Genomic DNA, 17,061 nt, shown 5'->3' on the forward strand with positions numbered 1-17,061 from the left:
GACGGGCCGTGGAGGCGTACAGGAAATATCCGTATTCTCGCGCGTTTCTTCACCGAACCGCGCGAGAATTCCCGGGGTAATGCCAAACCCACCGTCAATTCACGGAATTCCGACCGAATTCCGGAACTGGCTCTGCTCAGGCGGTCGGCCGCCCCATCGCCCGGTAGGTCCATCCGGCCTTCCGCCACAGCGCGGGGTCGAGGGCGTTGCGCCCGTCCAGGATCAACCGGGTCGCCGCGACCTCGCCGAGCGCCGCCGGGTCCAGCTCGCGGAACTCCCGCCACTCCGTCAGATGCAGTACGGCGTCCGCGCCCCGCACCGCCTCGACGGCGGTGTCGGCGTACCCGAGCGTCGGGAAGATACGGCGGGCGTTGTCCATGCCCTTCGGGTCGTACACCGTGACCTGGCCGCCCTGGAGGTGGATCTGCCCGGCGACGTTGAGCGCGGGCGAGTCCCGGACGTCGTCCGAGTCCGGCTTGAAGGTCGCGCCGAGCACGGCGATCCGCTTGCCCAGGAAGGGCCCGCCGCCCAGCGCATGCCGCGCCAGCTCCACCATCTGCCCGCGCTGGCGCATGTTGATCGAGTCGATCTCGCGCAGGAAGGTCAGCGCCTGGTCGGCGCCCAGCTCGCCGGCCCGCGCCATGAAGGCGCGGATGTCCTTGGGCAGACAGCCGCCTCCGAACCCGATCCCGGCCCGCAGGAACTTCTTCCCGATCCGGTCGTCGTATCCGATGGCCTCGGCCAGCTTGGCGACATCGCCTCCGGAGGCCTCGCACATCTCCGCCATGGCGTTGATGAAGGAGATCTTGGTCGCCAGGAACGAGTTCGCGGAGGTCTTCACCAGCTCGGCGGTCGGGAAGTCGGTGACCACGAAGGGAGACCCCTCCGTGATCGGCGTGGCGTACACCTCCCGCAGCAGCTCCTCGGCCCGCTCGCTGCGCACACCCACCACGATCCGGTCCGGATGCAGCGTGTCCTGCACGGCGAAGCCCTCGCGCAGGAACTCCGGGTTCCAGGCCAGCTCGGCGTCCTCGCCGGCCGGGGAGTTGTCTGCGAGGTAGCGGGCCAGCCGGTCGGCGGAGCCCACCGGGACGGTCGACTTGCCGACGACGAGGGCGGGACCGGTCAGGTGCGGGGCGAGGGAGGCGAGGGCGGAGTCGACGTACGACATGTCGCAGGCGTACTCGCCGTGGCGTTGCGGGGTGTTCACGCACAGGAAGTGGACGTCGCCGAACGCGGCCACCTCCGCCCAGTCCATGGTGAACCGCAGCCGCCCGCTGGCGCCCTCGATCCCGGCGACGTGCTTGCGCAGCAGGTCCTCCAGCCCCGGCTCGTACATCGGGACCTCGCCCCGCTGGAGCTTCTCGATCTTCTCCGGGACGACGTCGAGCCCCAGCACCTCGAACCCGAGCTCGGCCATGGCCGCGGCGTGCGTGGCGCCGAGGTAGCCGGTGCCGATCACGGTGATCTTGAGGCTCATGGGGTGCTCCAGGGGACGGCGTGGTGCGGGGTGGCACGTGTGGGGGCGCGCGGGAAGAGCATAGTCGGGGCATGGCAAAGCCCCTTGACGGGCAACTTTCCCGCTGTCGCCAAGCTCACGTATCACTCCCGTGGGCGGGCCTCTAAAATTTGAGTTACTTAACGGTAATTAGCGCCAGTACCGCAGCGTCTTTGGAGCGTGAGAGACCTTGGCCGGATCGGCTGACTTCGACCTGTACCGCCCGTCCGAGGAGCACGACATGCTCCGCGACGCCATCCGCTCGCTGGCCGAGGCGAAGATCGCGCCGTACGCCGCGGCGGTGGACGAGGAGGCCCGCTTCCCGCAGGAGGCGCTGAACGCCCTGGTCGCCAACGACCTGCACGCCGTCCACGTCCCCGAGGAGTACGGCGGCGCGGGCGCGGACGCGCTGGCCACGGTGATAGTGATCGAGGAGGTGGCGCGAGTCTGCGCGTCCTCCTCTCTCATCCCCGCGGTGAACAAGCTGGGCTCGCTCCCGGTGATCCTCTCCGGCTCGGAGGACCTCAAGAAGAAGTACATGACCCCGCTCGCCAAGGGCGACGGGATGTTCTCGTACTGCCTCTCCGAGCCGGACGCGGGCTCGGACGCGGCCGGCATGAAGACGAAGGCGGTCCGCGACGGCGACCACTACGTCCTCAACGGCGTGAAGCGCTGGATCACGAACGCGGGCGAGTCGGAGTACTACACGGTGATGGCCGTGACCGACCCCACGAAGCGCTCGAAAGGCATCTCGGCGTTCGTGGTCGAGAAGTCGGACGAGGGTGTCTCCTTCGGCGCCCCCGAGAAGAAGCTCGGCATCAAGGGCAGCCCGACCCGCGAGGTCTACCTGGACAACGTTCGCATCCCCGCGGACCGCATGATCGGCGATGAGGGCACGGGCTTCGCCACGGCGATGAAGACCCTGGACCACACCCGCATCACGATCGCCGCGCAGGCGCTGGGCATCGCGCAGGGCGCGCTGGACTACGCGAAGGGCTACGTCCAGGAGCGCAAGCAGTTCGGCAAGCCGATCGCCGACTTCCAGGGCATCCAGTTCATGCTCGCCGACATGGCCATGAAGATCGAGGCGGCCCGCCAGCTGACGTACGCGGCGGCGGCGAAGTCCGAGCGCGGCGACTCCGACCTCACGTTCCAGGGTGCGGCGGCGAAGTGCTTCGCGTCGGACGTGGCGATGGAGGTGACGGTGGACGCGGTGCAGTTGCTGGGTGGGTACGGGTATACGCGGGACTACCCGGTGGAGCGGATGATGCGGGACGCGAAGATCACGCAGATATACGAGGGCACGAACCAGGTTCAGCGGATCGTTATGGCGCGGAACCTGCCGTAAGCTGCGCCGACTGTCTCAACTGTCTTTCGTCGCCCTCCGCCTGGCCTTGAGGCGGAGGGCGATGTGCGTATACCTCGGGGTGCTGTCACTGGTGCAGCTCAAACCAGGTGACTTTCCCGGCTCCACTTTGACAGTGGACGTGCACGGTCGCGGGGCCGGCGGCGTGACGGTACGCGTTGCCGCACAGCTCGCTGGTCAGCAGCTCTGCGGTGTCGGCGAGGCCGGGGAGGCGGTGGCGCGTGAGGATCGAGCGGACGGTGCTGCGGGCGACGCCGGAGCTGGTGGCGTGGTGGGGGGAGGGTGAGGCGGTACTCCCAGGGGTCGTCGGGTGGTCGGGGTGGGGGGTTGCTCATCGTTGAACTCCCTTTCACTAGATGACAGTTGAGGCAGGCCTGTTTCACGCGGTGGCGCCGTCGCCCTCCGCATGGAGTGCGGTGGCGGTGCTCTTCCGGGGCCGTGAGGAGGCGTGGGGAGCGCTCTACTGTCGAAGGTAGAAGTGGGATGTTCTGAGGTGCAACATTCTGGAGTGGCTTCACTCGACCGTGTGACTAGACGGTCGAAGCCCTCGACGAAAGACTCAACTCGCCTCACCAGCAAGGGAGTCCAGATGCCACCCAGGAGATACCCGACCGTCAGACAGAAGCGCCTGGGAGCGGAGCTGCGCAGACTGCGAGAGGCAGCCGGCCTGTCCGGAGAGAGGGCCGCCGAGATCCTTGAATGCAGCAAGGGAAAGATCAGCCGTGTCGAGACCGGCATGAGCGGCATCCGTATCGCGGAACTGAAGGCCCTGCTCCAGGCGTACGGCGTGGACGACGACGAACTCGTCCAGGCGCTGGTGGAGATGGCACGCGAGGGCCGCAGGCGGAACTGGTGGAACCAGTACGAGAGTGTTCTGCCTCCAGGATTCGCCGACCTCGCGGAGTTGGAGTCGAAGGCGCTGAGCCTGCACTCCTGGGAGACGATCCTGGTCCCTGGCCTTCTACAGACCCCCGGCTACATGCGTGTCCTCTTCCAACGAGGCCGACTTGAGCCTCCCGAGGGCGAGGTGGAGTCCCACGTGCGCGGACGGATGCACCGCCAGCAGATCCTGTACGACGGCGACGAGCCGGAACTGTGGTTCGTGCTCTACGAGGCCGTGCTGCACGCGAAGTTCGGCGGCCCGGACGTCATGCGGGAGCAACTGCTGCACCTGACGCAGATGGCACAACGCGACCACGTGACAGTGCAGGTGCTGCCGTACACGACCGAGTCCCACCGAGGAGTGAACGGCCCCTTCGGGATTGTCGGCATGCCGGATCCCGGCATGGACGTGGTGCGGTCGGCAACTGCTCTGTCGTCCTTGTACATTCAGGATGACACCCAAGTAGCCGCCTATAAACTGATGTTCGATCAGTTGAGGGCGGTAGCCCTCGGCCCAGGACCGTCGCTCGAGCTCATACGGGATGTGGCTGAGCGGCTCCGATACTGAGCGAGGTGCAGGTGCCCGAGCCCGTGTGGCAGAAGTCCAGCTTCTCCGGCGACGACGCGAGCACGGACTGCGTGGAAGTCGCCGTAGCCTCCAGCGGAGAGGCGATGCTGCTGCGCGAGTCGGATGAGTCGGGTGCTGTACTCCACGTCAGGCCTGCCTCCCTGCGTGCGCTGCTGAGCGCCTTCAAGGCTTCGTCTACCTGAGGGGGCAGGCCAGTTCGGGAGCGGCCCGGTTCGGAGAGCAGGTCACCAGAGCCAGGGACAAGTACGAGGGATGTTCCAGATAGAAGCCAAGTGACACATCACCGCCCCACCCCAGCCGCTCCGCCGCCGAGTTGACGAGTCTCGCCATATGGGCAATGTCGCGCTCCGCCCCGTAGGCGAACCGGGGCGTGTACTCGACGAGCCGTTCAGCCAGCCACGCGGCTGCCTCTCTCGGCTCGTCCCACGTGCCTCGCACCAGCGTTCGCGGCTTGACGAGCCAGTAGGCCGTCTCCAGTGGCGGCAGGTCCACTACGGGGAACTCCGCTACCACTTCCCTGTACCGCTGGATCAGTTCCGGCTTGCTGTCAACCGGAGGCGGCTCGGGATGCGGAAGCCGCCGTAGGGCCTCATTGTCGAAACGCTCTTTCGGGCCGGTCCACAGGTAGCCGTGATGGTGCACCAGTCGTTCCCGTTCGATGTTGGCCGGCGAGGGAGAAGGGTCAGACGGACAGACCGAACCGCGCCGGGTCGATTCCGGCCGCGTCCAGTTCCTCCGTGGTGAACCGCAGCGGCTCTGCGTCTGGCCGCTTGCTGTCACCGAGAGCCCAGGCGTTGTCGCCGATCCGGGCCAGGGTCACGCACCCCTCGGTGCACGGACCGCCGCACGCTTTCACGAACGAGGTCCCGTCGAAGTCGAGCGTGTACAGGTCACTTCCGGGGCCTTGGCCGGATTCCCGCTACCGCCCAGTGCAGCGTCAGCACTCGCACGGGGGCCACTGGTTGGTCATCAGGGGCGCGGGGCCATCCGTTGCGAATACGTTCCGTTCGGGCTCCCATGTCCGCCCGGCGTCGCGAGACACCCGCAGCGTCAGCAAGGGCCGGTCGGCGAAGACTCCGGAATCCTGTCCGTTGCTCATGGCGCATGCGCTGCGTCTTTCGGCTCCGGAGGTAGTTCCGTAAGTCCGTATCCCTGAGGCTTCTGGGTGCCCGCCATCGGTCCTCCCCAATTTTCGTGACCTAGTCATGATCGGGCACGTTCAGGGGTACGCCCAGCTTTATTGGTGTTGTCGGGTAAAGATCATGACCGGAATTGGCGAGCCCATTCGGACAGCCGTTCCCGCCCCTCGTCTCCGAGAACTCCTCCAGATATGCAGAAACGTCCCGATGGTCGCGGAAAACCATTACTCCAGTCTGCGTCTCTACTGTCGCTATCCGCATGTCATAGACGGTGAAAGTGTTCAACGGGGCGGCCGGCATATGGCCTTCCAGTGGGATAACCCCAAGCCGGATGTTGGGCAGCAAGCTAATCGACACAAGTCTGTCAACTTGCATGGCCATAGCCGATGCGGGGAGGAACGGCCACCGTACGGCCTGCTCCGTCAGTATGAAAGTGAAGTGCTTCGACGTGTCGTAAAGAACAGACTGTCGTTCCAGCTTCCTCGCGATCGCTTTGCTGTGATCTCCTGGAATGCGTGCGAGGCTTGCCCTCACGTACTCCGGCGTTGCGAGCAGGCCGGTCACCATGGACAGCAAGAAGGGTCACCACGTGCAGGATGTGGCCGCGCGCACCGCCATCGTCACGTACGTACAACAGCCGATCAGTCATCCCGTTGTCGTGCGGGTGGAAGTCCAGGCCGGCGAGCGCGGCCTGGTGGCGGCGAGCGTGCGCGAGGTCGTGGACGGCGGCCATCAGGTCGATGACGGGCTTGGCCGCCAGCCCCGGGACGGCCGTGGAACCGATGTGCTCAATCTCTACGAACAACCCGGGCAGCGCCGAGCGGAGAGTAGTGATCGCGGTGGCGGCCTGCAGTGGCCAATCGGGGTCGTAGTCGGCTATGTGGATGCTGCTGGGCATCGGCATGGTCGTCATCCTGCGTCAGTGGACCAGCCATGGGCATCCAGTTTCCGCCTACAAGCCGTCCGGAGCTCAACCGCGGGCGCGGCCGCCGCCGGCGGCGCCTTGTTTCCGCTTCCGGAAACCGTGTCCCGTCCGGCCGGTAGTTGAGATGTGCGTCTCGTCGAACATCCACCAGTCCGTCTCCGAGAGGGGCAGTCCGAAGTCGTCGTGTGTGACGTCCAGGACGTGGATGTCCTCACCGGCCTCGGCATTGCCGGGGATTCCCCAAGCGAATTGGTACCGCTGGTAGTCCGTCAACGGCTGCCGTACGACCCGCACTCGTCCGATGCCGCGCCCCGATGCCACGTAGCACCGCCCAAGATCATGCACGGCCCTTTCTGCCTGGCCCCTTCGGGTTTCTGCTCAGCACGACGGTACGTGGACCGTGGCCACGCACCCCTCCGTCAGGCCACAGAGTTGCCCAACTGCCCCCCACCCTCGACAACTTGTGCCTAGGTTGAGACGAAACCCGATCCAAAACGGATCAGTACTGCCCGAAGGAGACCAGGCACCATGTCCGACCCCTCAGCGTCCCGCGACGAAGGCGTCGCCCGCACCGCCCGGCTGCGGACCGACGTGTCCCACTCGGCGCGGATCTGGAACTACTGGCTGGGCGGCAAGGACCACTACCCGGTCGACGAGGAGGTCGGCGACCAGATCCTGTCCTTCGTGCCGGCGCTGCCCCGCTCGGCCGTCGCGGACCGGCGCTTTCTGGCGCGGGCGGTGCGGTTCCTGGCCGGGGAGGCGGGTGTTCGGCAGTTCCTGGACGTCGGCACGGGGCTGCCGACCGCCGACAACACCCACGAGGTGGCGCAGGGCGTCGATTCGACGTGCCGGATCGTGTACGTCGACAACGACCCCCTCGTCCTCACCCACGCGCACGCCCTGCTCACCAGCACGCCCGAGGGGGCCACGGACTACATCGAGGCCGACGTCCACGACCCGGGGGCGATCATCGAGCGCGCCGCCCGCACCCTGAACTTCGACGAGCCCGTCGCCATCACCATGCTGGGCATCCTGAACTTCGTCCTGGACACCGACGAGGCCGTCGGCATCGTGCACCGGCTCCTGGACGCCGTGCCCTCCGGCAGCTACCTGGTCGTCTCCCACCCGACCACGGAGGTCGACGGCGAGGCGATGAGGACGGCGGTGGACTACTGGAACGGCCAGGGCTCGGCCCCGATGACCCTGCGCAGCCGTACCGACCTCCTGCGCATCTTCGACCGCGTCGATCTCCTCGAACCGGGCCTCGCCTCCTGCTCCCGCTGGCGCCCCGAGGCCGCGCAGGAGGAGATCGTGGACGTCACGCACTTCGGCGGGGTGGGCAGGAAGCCGTAAGTCGGCCGGCGCGCACGGAGTGGACTCCTCCGGTCCACCCCGTGGCGGGCGCGGGCGGACGGGCGTAGTACGGAAGGGTGAGGGCCGACCCCCGGGCCCTCCCTGTCCAAGGAGGAACCATGCAGCAGCCCGCCGGCACGACCGCCATGAGCAAGGAGATGCAGGACTGCGTCGAGGCGTGCATGTCCTGTCACAGCGCGTGCGAGGAGACGATGAGCTCCTGTATGCAGATGGGCGGCCAGGCCCAGATGCAGATCATGCGCGCGCTCATCGACTGTTCCGAGACGACCCGTATGTGTGCGGACATGATGATGCGCCGCTCCCCGATGTCGGCCGACATGTGCGCCCTGTGCGCCAAGGCCTGCGACATGTGCGCCGAGGCGTGCATGTCCCTGCCCGACGACCCCCAGATGAGGGCCTGCGCCGAGGCCTGCCGCCGCTGTGCCCAGACCTGCCGCGCGATGGCGGGCGCCACGATGTGACCCTGCCTGGGCTTCAAGGGATTCAAGGGCACCTTCGGGGGTGCCCTTGATCGCTCAGGAGAGCAGCGGCTCCAACGCCCGCTCCAGATCCGCCGGTTCGCGGAAGTGGAGTGGGTGCATGCCCAGGGCTGCCGCCGCCTCCACGTTCTCCGGGATGTCGTCGACGAAGAGGCAGCGGTCGGCCGGTACGCCGGCCCGTTTCGCCGCCAGTTCGTAGATGCGGGGGTCCGGTTTGGCCAGGCCGACGCGGGCGCTGCTCACCACGTCGTCCGCGAGGTCGGCCAGGCCCAGCCAGGCGAGGTCCGCCTCGAGCCTGAGGAACGCGTTGGTGACGAGGACCAGCGGGACCCGGGTGCGGGCGCGGCGCAGCGCGGTCACCACGCGCTCGTCGGCATGGAAGGGCGAGTCCACGAGCGCCCGGCCGAGTGCGTCGGCCGTCGCCGTCGGCACCTGCCCGGTCAGGGCCCGGCCGACCGACTCCGCCCACTCCTCTGCGGTGATCCGGCCCAGGACCAGCGGCTCGCCGAGCTCCGGCGCGAAGGCGACCTTCATGGTGGTGCCCTCGGCCAGTCCCGCGGCGCGCTCCAGCGCGGTCAGCGGGGAGTTGTCGTAGAACCGGATCACGTTGTCCACGTCGCAGAGCACCGCGTCGAACGGTGCTCCGCCGACGTGGTCACTCACTCGACACCGTGACCTTCTCGTCGTTGTTCAGCTGCTCCACCAGCGTCTTCAGCTTGGTCTTGTCCCAGACGAGGTTGCCGTTGCTGGAGCCGGAGATCGGCATGTTCATCGACTTGCCGTCGCCGCCGTTGACGCTCTTCATCGCCCAGAACATGGAGCCCAGGTCCCACAGACCCATGTCCTTGTCGACGATCAGCGAGTCCAGGCCCGCGCCCATGGTCGGGTAGAGCTTGAAGGGGTTGAGGACCGTGCCCGGGGTCGCGACCTGGTTGGCGAGCGCGTTGAGGAACTTCTGCTGGTTCTTCGTACGGTCCAGGTCGGAGCCCGACAGCGCGTACCGGGTACGGACGAAGGCGAGCGCCTCTTCGCCGTTCAGGGTCTGCTTGCCCTTCTTGAGGTCCGCGCCGGACTTGGTGTCCTTGATGTCCTGCGGGATGTCGATCTCGACACCGCCGACGGAGTCCACGATGTTCGCGAAGCCCGCGAAGCCGATCTCGACGTAGTGGTCGATGTGCAGGCCGGTGTTGAACTCGACGGTACGGACGAGCAGTTCCGGCCCGTCCTCGGCGTAGGCGGCGTTCAGCTTCACGTGCCGGCCCGTGCCCTGGTAGGTCTTGCCGGAGTCGGAGCCCTTGTACGTCGGGATCTCCACGTCCGAGTCACGCGGCAGGGAGATCAGCGTGTCGCCGTTGCTGCCGACGTGCAGCAGCATCATCGAGTCGGTGCGCTTGCCCTCGGCGGAGCCGGTGTGCAGCGCCTTCTTCTGCTCGTCGGACAGCCCGGCGCGGCTGTCGGAGCCGACGATCAGGTAGTTCGTGCCCTCGCCCGCTTCCGGCCGGTCGATGACCTTGGACAGGTCGACCTCGCGGTTGAGCTTGGAGTCGGCCCAGAAGTACGTGCCGACGGTGGTGACGATCAGTACGGTCGCGACGGTTATCGCGGTCCACTTGATGCGCCGGCGCCAGTTCGGCGCGGGGCGCGGGCCGTAGTCACCTCTGGGACCACCGGGGCCACCGCCGCCGGGGCCGCCGTAGACCTGGCCCGTGTTGTAGCCGCTGTCGTAGCCGGTGTTGCCGCCGCCGTCGACATACGACGGCTGCTGCGGGACCCCGCCGTACTGGGGGGCCGAGGGGCCGGGGCCCCCGTACCCGCCCTGCCCGGGCGGTGCCGCCGGGCCGCGGCGGACCTGCCGCATCACGCGCGCGCCCTCGGGCTGTGCGCTCGCGCTGCCGCGTCCGTACCGGCTGCCGCGGTTCTCGTCGGACCATGCCTCGGGCCAATCGCTCATGCGCCCCAGTGTGCAGGGCAGAGCCGTACGGCTTACAAGGTTCGTCGGAAAATAAGGGCGGTCCTGTTGCGAAGCTGACACAAATTCCCCGGATGCCACCTCGGCATAAGGTGGAGGCCATGACAGACCAGGCCTCCGCCGCGGAATCGGGAACTCCGGATATTCCGGGCAAGCCGACCTCGGCCTCCCGGACCACGCTCAGCCACATCATGACCCACGCCGACACGAACCTGTTGGGCACGGTGCACGGCGGCGTGATCATGAAGCTGGTCGACGACGCGGCGGGCGCGGTGGCCGGCCGGCACAGCGGAGGGCCCGCCGTCACCGCGTCCATGGACGAGATGGCGTTCCTGGAGCCGGTCCGCGTCGGCGACCTCGTCCATGTGAAGGCCCAGGTCAACTGGACCGGCCGGACCTCGATGGAGGTCGGCGTACGGGTCCTCGCCGAGCGCTGGAACGAGTCGACCCCGCCCACCCAGGTCGGCTCCGCCTACCTCGTCTTCGCCGCCGTCGACGCCGACGGCAAGCCGCGCCGGGTGCCGCCGGTGCTCCCGGAGACCGAGCGCGACAAGCGGCGGTATCAGGAGGCGCAGATCCGCCGGACGCATCGGCTGGCGCGGCGGCGGGCGATTGTGGAGTTGCGGGAGCGGAGGGTGGCGGAGGGGTTTGGGGACTGAGGCAGCCGGGGCTACTGCAAGGGTTGCCCACGAGTGGGCCGCATGGCCCTGCGAACAGGCCAGGCCCCTACGAGCACCCCACCTCGTCCCCCCGCACCACTCCAGCCTCCCCCCGAGCCGGTTCCACGGCCTTCACTTCCCGTACCTCACGGAAGTCCGCCCCCGCGATCACCTTCAGCGTCGGCCCCATCCCCTTCACCGGCCGCAGCTCGCTCCCGGGCAGTGCCGCCGCCAGGGACCTCGCCGAGCGGTCCCAGCGGGGGTCGTAGGCGACGACCGTGCGCCGCACGGGGCGGGGCGCGTCCACCGGGAGGCGGGTCGTGCGGAAGCCCGCGGCCGCCAGGGCCGTGTCGACCCGTTTGCCGAGGCCGACCGTGGACGTGCCGTTCTCCACCTGGACGCGGATCTGCTGCGGGGCGACCTCCACGGGGACGGTCCGGCTCTTGGGCTGGTGTACGGCCAGCGGCTGGTCGTCGCGCAGGGAGCGGAAGAGGCGTTCGGACTTCGCGGCGTCCCACTTCACCGTGGAACCCACGCCCTTGACGACGTGTCCCATCTGCCCGATCGGCACGGTCGTGAACTCCGAGGAGGAGGGGGAGAAGTTCCGCATCGCCCGGCCGAGGTCCAGCAACTCGCCCGTGCCGAAGCCCTTGTCGGCCCGTACCGAGCCCAGCACCGCCCGGGTCACGTCCCGGAACTTCATGGGGTTGAGGAGGATCCCGGAGGAGGTCGCCCGCTCGATCAGCGCCGCCAGGAAGCGCTGCTGGCGTTGCATGCGGCCCAGGTCGGAGGCGCTGTCGATGTGCCGGGAGCGGACGTACTGGAGGGCCTCGCCGCCCCGCAGTGTGTGCCTGCCGGGCGGCAGGTTGAGGCCGGTGTAGGTGTCCTTCAGGGGCTCGGCGGTGCAGATCTTGACCCCGCCGAGCACGTCCACCGTCTTCATGAAGCTGGTGAAGTCGACCTCCAGGTAGTGGTCGATCTTCACGCGGGTCATGTTCTCGACCGTGCGGACGATCAGGTTCGGCCCGCCCTCCGCGTACGCCGCGTTGATCTTGACGGGGTGGCCCTCGTGCCGCTGCCCCGTGGTCTGGTCGATGTGCGCGGGGGTCATGGCGTACGAGTCGCGCGGCAGGCTCACCACACTGGCCCGCTCCCGGTCCTCCGAGATGTGCACGATCATGATCGTGTCGGTGCAGTGGCAGGGCGCGCCGCCCAGGCGGTACTTCCGCCGCTCCCGCTCGGTGATCTTGTCGCGGGCGTCCGTGCCGACCAGGAGGACGTTCATGCCGTGCCCCGCCCTCGGACGGTTCTTCATGTCCTTGAACGGGTCGACCCGGGCGATGTCCGCGTCGAGGCTCGTGATCACCGCGTGGCCGATCCCGGCGGACGCGAGGACCACCACGGACAGCGTGGTCACCGCCCGCATGGCCCAGCGTGGTCTCTTCCGCCGTACGGGCGGTCGCGGCGCGCGGTACTGCTGGGGGCGGCGCTGCGGCCGGGCGGGGGAGCGGGGCGGCGTGGGCAAGGGAGGACACCTCCGCGAGGACGGCCGTACGTGGGATCCGTGAGCACCGTAGGGCCATACGATCTGCTGCCCGGGGCAGCGACCCCGGCGGCGCGCACTGGTGTCCCCCATTCGCGGTAACGTGAGCCCCCTATGAACGCCAAGCCCGACGTGCAGCTCCCCGCCGTATCTGTGATCATGCCCGTCCTCAACGAGGAGCGGCATCTGCGCGGAGCCGTCCAAGCGATCCTCGCTCAGGAGTACGCCGGCGAGATGGAGGTCGTGATCGCCCTCGGTCCGTCCACGGACCGCACGGACGAGATCGCCGCCGAGCTCGTCGCGGAAGACCCGCGCGTACACACGGTCCCCAATCCCACCGGCCGTACGCCCGCCGCCCTCAACGCCGCGATCAAGGCCTCACGCCATCCGATCGTCGTGCGCGTCGACGGGCACGGCATGCTCTCGCCGAACTACATCGCGACCGCCGTACGGCTCCTGGAGGAGACCGGCGCGCAGAACGTCGGCGGGATCATGCACGCCGAGGGCGAGAACGACTGGGAGCACGCGGTCGCCGCCGCCATGACCTCGAAGATCGGCGTGGGCAACGCCGTCTTCCACACCGGTGGGGCGGCGGGCGAGGCCGAGACCGTCTATCTCGGGGTGTTCCGGCGCGAGGCGCTGGAGCAGCAGGGCGGCTACAACGAGGAGTTCATCCGCGCCCAGGACTGGGAGCTCAACTTCCGGATCCGGGAGGCCGGCGGGCTGATCTGGTTCTCGCCGGAGCTGAAGGTGTCGTACCGGCCCCGGCCGAGCGTGCGCGCCCTCGCCAAGCAGTACAAGGACTACGGCCGCTGGCGGCACGTCGTCGCCCGCTACCACGAGGGCTCCATCAACCTGCGCTACCTCGCCCCGCCGACCGCGGTCTGCGCGATCGCGGCCGGGATCGTGGTGGGCGCGGCCCTGACGCCCTGGGGCTTCGTGATACCCGGCGGGTATCTCGCGGCGATCGTTCTCGGGTCCCTGCCCGCGGGCAAGGGGCTGCCGCTGAAGGCGCGGCTGCGGATTCCCGTCGCCCTCGCCACCATGCACATGTCGTGGGGCTGGGGCTTCCTGACCAGCCCGCGGTCGCTGGCCCGGAAGGTGATCGCGAGCCGTCGGCCCGCGGTGCACGCGGACGCCGCCGGCGCGAGCTGACCGTCAGGACCAGGTGAACGCCGGGTTCACGTGCATGCAGGCCTCCTCGTCGGCGCCGTTGAGCGCCTCGGCCGACTCGGGGGTCTTGTCGTCCTCCTGGGACGCCTTGTACGTCGTACCCTCGCGCCAGTCCGCTCCCACGACGAGCGTGACCCCGGAGACGTCCGTCGTCCGCTGCAGCGAACTCGCCGGAATGCCGAGGGACTTGGCGACATGCCAAGCGTCGCCCTCCAGTTCGGCGCTCGGGTAGCGGATCACCGTACGGTCCTCGCTCAGGGCCGAGGTGGTGTCCGCGGACGCCTTGGTGAAGCCCTTGTCCGCGAGCAGCCCGGTCACCGTGCTGGCGCGGCCGCTCGCCGGGCGGAGGGTGTCGGTGCGGGTGCCGTTCTGGACGAGGATCCCGATCTTGTCGTCGTCGGCCGCCGGGTCGGCCGGTGATTCCTCGGGCCCGGGGGTCTTCTTCGGGTCCTTGCCGTCCAGCGCGATGTCCTCCCGCACCAGCCGGAAGAGCTTCTCGGCGTCCTGCGTCGGCTCCACGCGCGCGCCCACGTACCGGTTGGGCATCGTGGTCATGGTGATGCGTTTCGGCTCCACCTTGCGCAGCTCGTTGCTGAGGTCGTAGAGCTTCTTGACGGTGTCGAGGCCCGGGTCGACCGTGAGGGCCCGGGTGGCCTTCTCGGCGAGCCTGCGCAGCTTCATCGGGCTGCTCATGGTGGCGTTCTCGCGCAGGGTGCGGATCAGCGAGTTCATGTACATGTGCTGGGCCTTGGCCCGGGCGAGGTCGCTGCCGTCCTCGAAGCCGTAACGGGTGCGCAGCCACTGCAGGGCCTGCTCGCCCTTCACCGGGTGCGTGCCCTTCTCCAGCTTCAGGCCGGAGCCGTGGCCCTGGCTGTCGCGGGAGTGGATGTTGGCGTCCACGCAGACCGGGACGCCGCCGACGGCGTCCGCCATGGACACCACGCCCGCGAAGTCGACCATCACGAAGTGGTCGATGTGGATGCCGGTGAGCTCCTGCCAGGTGGCCACCGTGCAGCCGGGGCCGCCGTGGCCGAGGCTCTGGTTGGTCATCGTCCGCCCGTCGCTCGCCGGGTACACCTTGTCGTCGTCCGGGTCGGTGCACTTGGGGATCTTCACCAGGGTGTCGCGCGGCATGCTGATGACCGACATGTTGGAGCGGTCGGCGGACAGGTGCACCAGCATCTGCACGTCCGCCAGCGGCGTGGAGCCGAACGTCTCGCGGGCGCCGCCGAGTTCCTGGTTCTGCTCGGTGTCCCGGGCGTCGGAGCCGATGAGCAGGATGTTGAGCGGGGTCTGGCCCGCGGCGTTCGGCGTGGGCTCGGCGACCTTGTTGTCGCCCAGGTTCAGCTCGTCCTTCTTGATGTTGCCGTTCAGGTGCCGGTAGTAGAGGTAGCCGGCGGTGGCCGTGCCGAGTATCAGGACCGCCAGGGTCGCCGCGGACCACCGCAGCACGCGGCGCCCCCGCGGGGGCCGACGGCCGGAGTCGCCCGCCTTCGCACCGTCCCCCTCGGTGGCCGGCTCGGCCTCCCGCACCCTGCTCCGCGTCACTTGCCCGTCCTCCCGACCATCCCGCCCACACGCCATGGCGCGGGCCCGCCGTACGTCCTGGAGACATACGACGGGCCCGTCAGGTTGCTCTAGTACGTCAACTGGTTAACGCATCAACTGATTGACGCGTCAACTGGCGCACTGAACCTTGTCGGCCGTGGACTTGTCCAGGTTCGGCGTGGCCACCGAGGCGCCGTTGAGCTTCACGCCCGCGCCCTTGAAGTCCTTGCCCAGGGTCAGGGTCATCGTGGGCAGGCCCTGCGAGTTGGTGACGCTCTCGCCCGGCTTCATCGCCGTACCGGACAGGCCCATGAGGTCGGCCAGCCGGCGCGCCTGGTCGGCCTGGTCGGGCGCGTACTCGAGCGTCGTCTTCGCCTGGTCGGCGTCCGCGTTGCCCGCGTTCTCGGACTTGGTGACGCCCGCGCTGTTCTGCAGCCAGTCCAGTTGGTTCTGTGCGCTGCCGGACGGGGCGCCGCCGTTGAGGATCTGGACCCGCACTTCCGAGGCGTCGGCCTTGGCGCCCTTGAGGCGGGCTGCCACCGTGGCCGCCTCCTTCTTCTTCTGCGCCTTGACCTCGGTGAAGGAGATGTCGTTCTTGATCATGTCGAAGACCTGGGGCGCGGTGGCCTGGTCGACGACCACCGTCGCCTTGATCGTCTCGGCTGGGTTGTCCCGCACCGGCACCGTGGTGAAGGTGATGTTCTTCGTCGGCACCTTCTTCAGCTCCAGGGCGATGTCCTTGAGCGTGCCGACTTTGCCGATCGCGGAGTCCACGGTCAGCGCCTTGGTCGCGGCCTCGGCCAGCTTCAGCAGCTTCGTGGGGCTGGTGAGGGTGTCGCCGGAGGACATCTTGCGCATCAGCGAGCCCAGGAACTGCTGCTGCACCTTGATGCGGTCCAGGTCGCCGCTGTTGCCGAAGGCCTTCCGGGTGCGGAGGAAGGCGAGGGCCTGTTCGCCCTCGACCGTCGACTCGCCCGCGGGCAGCTGGAGCTTGGACTGCTTGTCATCGACGGCCTTCTCCACGCAGACCTCGACGCCGTCCACCGCCGTGGTCAGCGTCTTGACCGCGTTGAAGTCGGCCATCATGAAGTGGTGCATCGGGATGCCGGTGAACTCCTCCACCGTGCGCATGGCGCAGCCCGGATCCCGGCCGCTCTCCCCGAGGCTCCTGTTGAAGCGGGCGTCCTGCAGGCCCGGAACCGTCTCTTCGCCGCCGTCCTCCCGCGTGGTCGGGCAGTCCGGGATGTCCACGATCAGGTCGCGCGGGATGCTCAGTGCGGTCGCGTTCGAGCGGTCCTTGGCCACGTGCAGCAGGATCGTGGTGTCGGCGTGGCCCGAGCTGCCCGTGTCGCCGTAGCCCTCGTTGCCCGCGCCGGTGCGCTTGTCGGTGCCGAGGACGAGGATGTTGAAGGCCTCGTCCTTCTTGAAGCTGCTCGCGCCCGCGTCGCCGACGTCCTTCGTCTTGACGTTGCCTTCGAGGTGCTGGAGGTAGAAGTAGCCGGCGCCCGCGGCGGCGACCATGACGAACGCCATCGTGCCGCCCGTCCACAGCAGCGCCTTCTTCGCCTTCGGCTTCTTCTTCTCCGGCCGCCGCCCGCGCCGCCCCGGGACCGGTCCGTCGGGTTCGGGGCGGCGCCTGCGCTGGGGCGGGACCTCGCGGCCGGGGGTCGTGGGGGACGTCGTACGGCCGCGGGCCGTACCTGATCCGCCGGCGGGGGACCTGCGCGGTCCGGGAACAGGCGACTGCGGTGCGGAAGGGCTCAGTCGCAGTTCGTATTCGCCGGTGTTCGGATTGAGTACCCACTGGTCTGCGGGGTCGACGTTCTCCACCCGCCCACGGCCTTGTGCGTCCAAGGTTGTCCGAATCCTCCGTCAGGGCCCATGCGGCGCCACCCCACTGGATCGCTCACACTATCC

The 17,061-nt window shown here is 68.5% G+C and carries 16 protein-coding genes and 2 pseudogenes; 7 read left to right on the forward strand and 11 right to left on the reverse strand.

Translation table 11 applies throughout. The features are described 5' to 3' along the window. Positions 1–136 precede the first annotated feature (136 nt). Positions 137–1,480 (reverse strand): UDP-glucose dehydrogenase family protein, encoded by a 1,344-nt coding sequence (locus ABT063_RS30110; protein WP_351062583.1) that lies wholly within the window; start codon positions 1,478–1,480, stop codon positions 137–139. Positions 1,481–1,688: 208 nt separating this feature from the next. On the opposite strand from ABT063_RS30110, the gene ABT063_RS30115 reads away from it, so the two are divergent. From ABT063_RS30115 to ABT063_RS30125, 3 genes are all read left to right on the forward strand, one after another. Beyond that, on the forward strand, positions 1,689–2,846 hold the full coding sequence (locus ABT063_RS30115; protein ID WP_351062585.1) for an acyl-CoA dehydrogenase: 1,158 nt from the start codon (positions 1,689–1,691) through the stop codon (positions 2,844–2,846). Positions 2,847–3,453: 607 nt separating this feature from the next. Next, complete coding sequence (locus tag ABT063_RS30120; protein WP_351062587.1) at positions 3,454–4,314, forward strand: helix-turn-helix domain-containing protein; 861 nt, start codon at positions 3,454–3,456, stop codon at positions 4,312–4,314. An 11-nt stretch (positions 4,315–4,325) separates the two neighbouring features. Then, complete coding sequence (locus ABT063_RS30125; RefSeq protein WP_351062589.1) at positions 4,326–4,517, forward strand: DUF397 domain-containing protein; 192 nt, start codon at positions 4,326–4,328, stop codon at positions 4,515–4,517. Here ABT063_RS30125 and ABT063_RS30130 read toward each other — a convergent pair. The 5 genes and pseudogenes from ABT063_RS30130 to ABT063_RS30150 form a co-directional block, all read right to left on the reverse strand. Continuing rightward, the gene (locus tag ABT063_RS30130; RefSeq protein ID WP_351062590.1) at positions 4,510–4,977 is read right to left on the reverse strand and encodes a hypothetical protein; all 468 of its coding nucleotides are present in this window, start codon (positions 4,975–4,977) and stop codon (positions 4,510–4,512) included. The two genes, ABT063_RS30125 and ABT063_RS30130, sit on opposite strands and share 8 nt — an antisense overlap. 40 nt (positions 4,978–5,017) lie before the next feature. Next, complete coding sequence (locus tag ABT063_RS30135) at positions 5,018–5,224, reverse strand: DUF397 domain-containing protein (protein WP_351062656.1); 207 nt, start codon at positions 5,222–5,224, stop codon at positions 5,018–5,020. Positions 5,225–5,534: 310 nt separating this feature from the next. Then, positions 5,535–6,041, reverse strand: coding sequence for a Scr1 family TA system antitoxin-like transcriptional regulator (locus ABT063_RS30140; protein WP_502990915.1), 507 nt, complete (start codon positions 6,039–6,041; stop codon positions 5,535–5,537). Between the two features lie 73 nt (positions 6,042–6,114). Then, positions 6,115–6,387, reverse strand: a pseudogene (locus ABT063_RS30145) (GrpB family protein); the annotation flags it as partial. 109 nt (positions 6,388–6,496) lie between these two features. After that, positions 6,497–6,729: pseudogene (locus tag ABT063_RS30150) on the reverse strand (DUF6879 family protein); the annotation flags it as partial. Positions 6,730–6,927: 198 nt separating this feature from the next. Here ABT063_RS30150 and ABT063_RS30155 point away from each other — a divergent pair. After that, positions 6,928–7,752: an SAM-dependent methyltransferase gene (locus ABT063_RS30155; RefSeq protein WP_351062592.1), complete on the forward strand. Its 825-nt coding sequence runs from the start codon at positions 6,928–6,930 to the stop codon at positions 7,750–7,752. A gap of 119 nt (positions 7,753–7,871) precedes the next feature. Continuing rightward, a complete protein-coding gene (locus ABT063_RS30160) occupies positions 7,872–8,234 on the forward strand; it encodes a four-helix bundle copper-binding protein (protein ID WP_351062594.1) in 363 nt (120 codons plus the stop codon). Positions 8,235–8,288: 54 nt separating this feature from the next. On the opposite strand, the gene ABT063_RS30165 is transcribed toward ABT063_RS30160, so the two are convergent. Together ABT063_RS30165 and ABT063_RS30170 are read right to left on the reverse strand one after the other, a co-directional pair. Continuing rightward, positions 8,289–8,915 (reverse strand): HAD family hydrolase, encoded by a 627-nt coding sequence (locus ABT063_RS30165; RefSeq protein WP_351062596.1) that lies wholly within the window; start codon positions 8,913–8,915, stop codon positions 8,289–8,291. Beyond that, positions 8,908–10,203: an LCP family protein gene (locus ABT063_RS30170; RefSeq protein WP_351062598.1), complete on the reverse strand. Its 1,296-nt coding sequence runs from the start codon at positions 10,201–10,203 to the stop codon at positions 8,908–8,910. The genes ABT063_RS30165 and ABT063_RS30170 overlap by 8 nt, the downstream gene beginning before the upstream one ends. Positions 10,204–10,322: 119 nt before the next feature. Here ABT063_RS30170 and ABT063_RS30175 point away from each other — a divergent pair, with 119 nt between their 5' ends. Beyond that, a complete protein-coding gene (locus ABT063_RS30175) occupies positions 10,323–10,880 on the forward strand; it encodes an acyl-CoA thioesterase (RefSeq protein ID WP_351062600.1) in 558 nt (185 codons plus the stop codon). Positions 10,881–10,947: 67 nt separating this feature from the next. Here ABT063_RS30175 and ABT063_RS30180 read toward each other — a convergent pair whose 3' ends face one another. Next, the gene (locus ABT063_RS30180; RefSeq protein ID WP_351062602.1) at positions 10,948–12,405 is read right to left on the reverse strand and encodes an LCP family protein; all 1,458 of its coding nucleotides are present in this window, start codon (positions 12,403–12,405) and stop codon (positions 10,948–10,950) included. A gap of 132 nt (positions 12,406–12,537) precedes the next feature. Here ABT063_RS30180 and ABT063_RS30185 point away from each other — a divergent pair, with 132 nt between their 5' ends. Next, the gene (locus ABT063_RS30185; RefSeq protein ID WP_351062604.1) at positions 12,538–13,578 is read left to right on the forward strand and encodes a glycosyltransferase family 2 protein; all 1,041 of its coding nucleotides are present in this window, start codon (positions 12,538–12,540) and stop codon (positions 13,576–13,578) included. A 3-nt stretch (positions 13,579–13,581) separates the two neighbouring features. Here the strand turns inward: ABT063_RS30185 and ABT063_RS30190 are convergent, their stop codons facing one another. Further along, positions 13,582–15,180: an LCP family protein gene (locus ABT063_RS30190; protein ID WP_502990916.1), complete on the reverse strand. Its 1,599-nt coding sequence runs from the start codon at positions 15,178–15,180 to the stop codon at positions 13,582–13,584. 93 nt (positions 15,181–15,273) lie between these two features. Then, a complete protein-coding gene (locus ABT063_RS30195; protein ID WP_351062606.1) occupies positions 15,274–16,998 on the reverse strand; it encodes an LCP family protein in 1,725 nt (574 codons plus the stop codon). Positions 16,999–17,061: the final 63 nt, after the last annotated feature.

Origin of the sequence: Streptomyces sp. NPDC002838, assembly GCF_040295365.1 — a bacterium.
Lineage (GTDB): Bacteria > Actinomycetota > Actinomycetes > Streptomycetales > Streptomycetaceae > Streptomyces.

Excerpts from the sequence above, each read along its gene's own strand:
- ABT063_RS30110 (WP_351062583.1), bottom strand. The coding sequence starts at position 1,480 with ATGAGCCTCAAGATCACCGTGATCGGCACCGGCTACCTCGGCGCCACG.
- ABT063_RS30120 (WP_351062587.1), top strand. The coding sequence starts at position 3,454 with ATGCCACCCAGGAGATACCCGACCGTCAGACAGAAGCGCCTGGGAGCG.
- ABT063_RS30140 (WP_502990915.1), bottom strand. The coding sequence starts at position 6,041 with ATGGTGACCGGCCTGCTCGCAACGCCGGAGTACGTGAGGGCAAGCCTC.
- ABT063_RS30155 (WP_351062592.1), top strand. The coding sequence starts at position 6,928 with ATGTCCGACCCCTCAGCGTCCCGCGACGAAGGCGTCGCCCGCACCGCC.
- ABT063_RS30160 (WP_351062594.1), top strand. The coding sequence starts at position 7,872 with ATGCAGCAGCCCGCCGGCACGACCGCCATGAGCAAGGAGATGCAGGAC.
- ABT063_RS30170 (WP_351062598.1), bottom strand. The coding sequence starts at position 10,203 with ATGAGCGATTGGCCCGAGGCATGGTCCGACGAGAACCGCGGCAGCCGG.
- ABT063_RS30175 (WP_351062600.1), top strand. The coding sequence starts at position 10,323 with ATGACAGACCAGGCCTCCGCCGCGGAATCGGGAACTCCGGATATTCCG.
- ABT063_RS30185 (WP_351062604.1), top strand. The coding sequence starts at position 12,538 with ATGAACGCCAAGCCCGACGTGCAGCTCCCCGCCGTATCTGTGATCATG.
- ABT063_RS30190 (WP_502990916.1), bottom strand. The coding sequence starts at position 15,180 with ATGGCGTGTGGGCGGGATGGTCGGGAGGACGGGCAAGTGACGCGGAGC.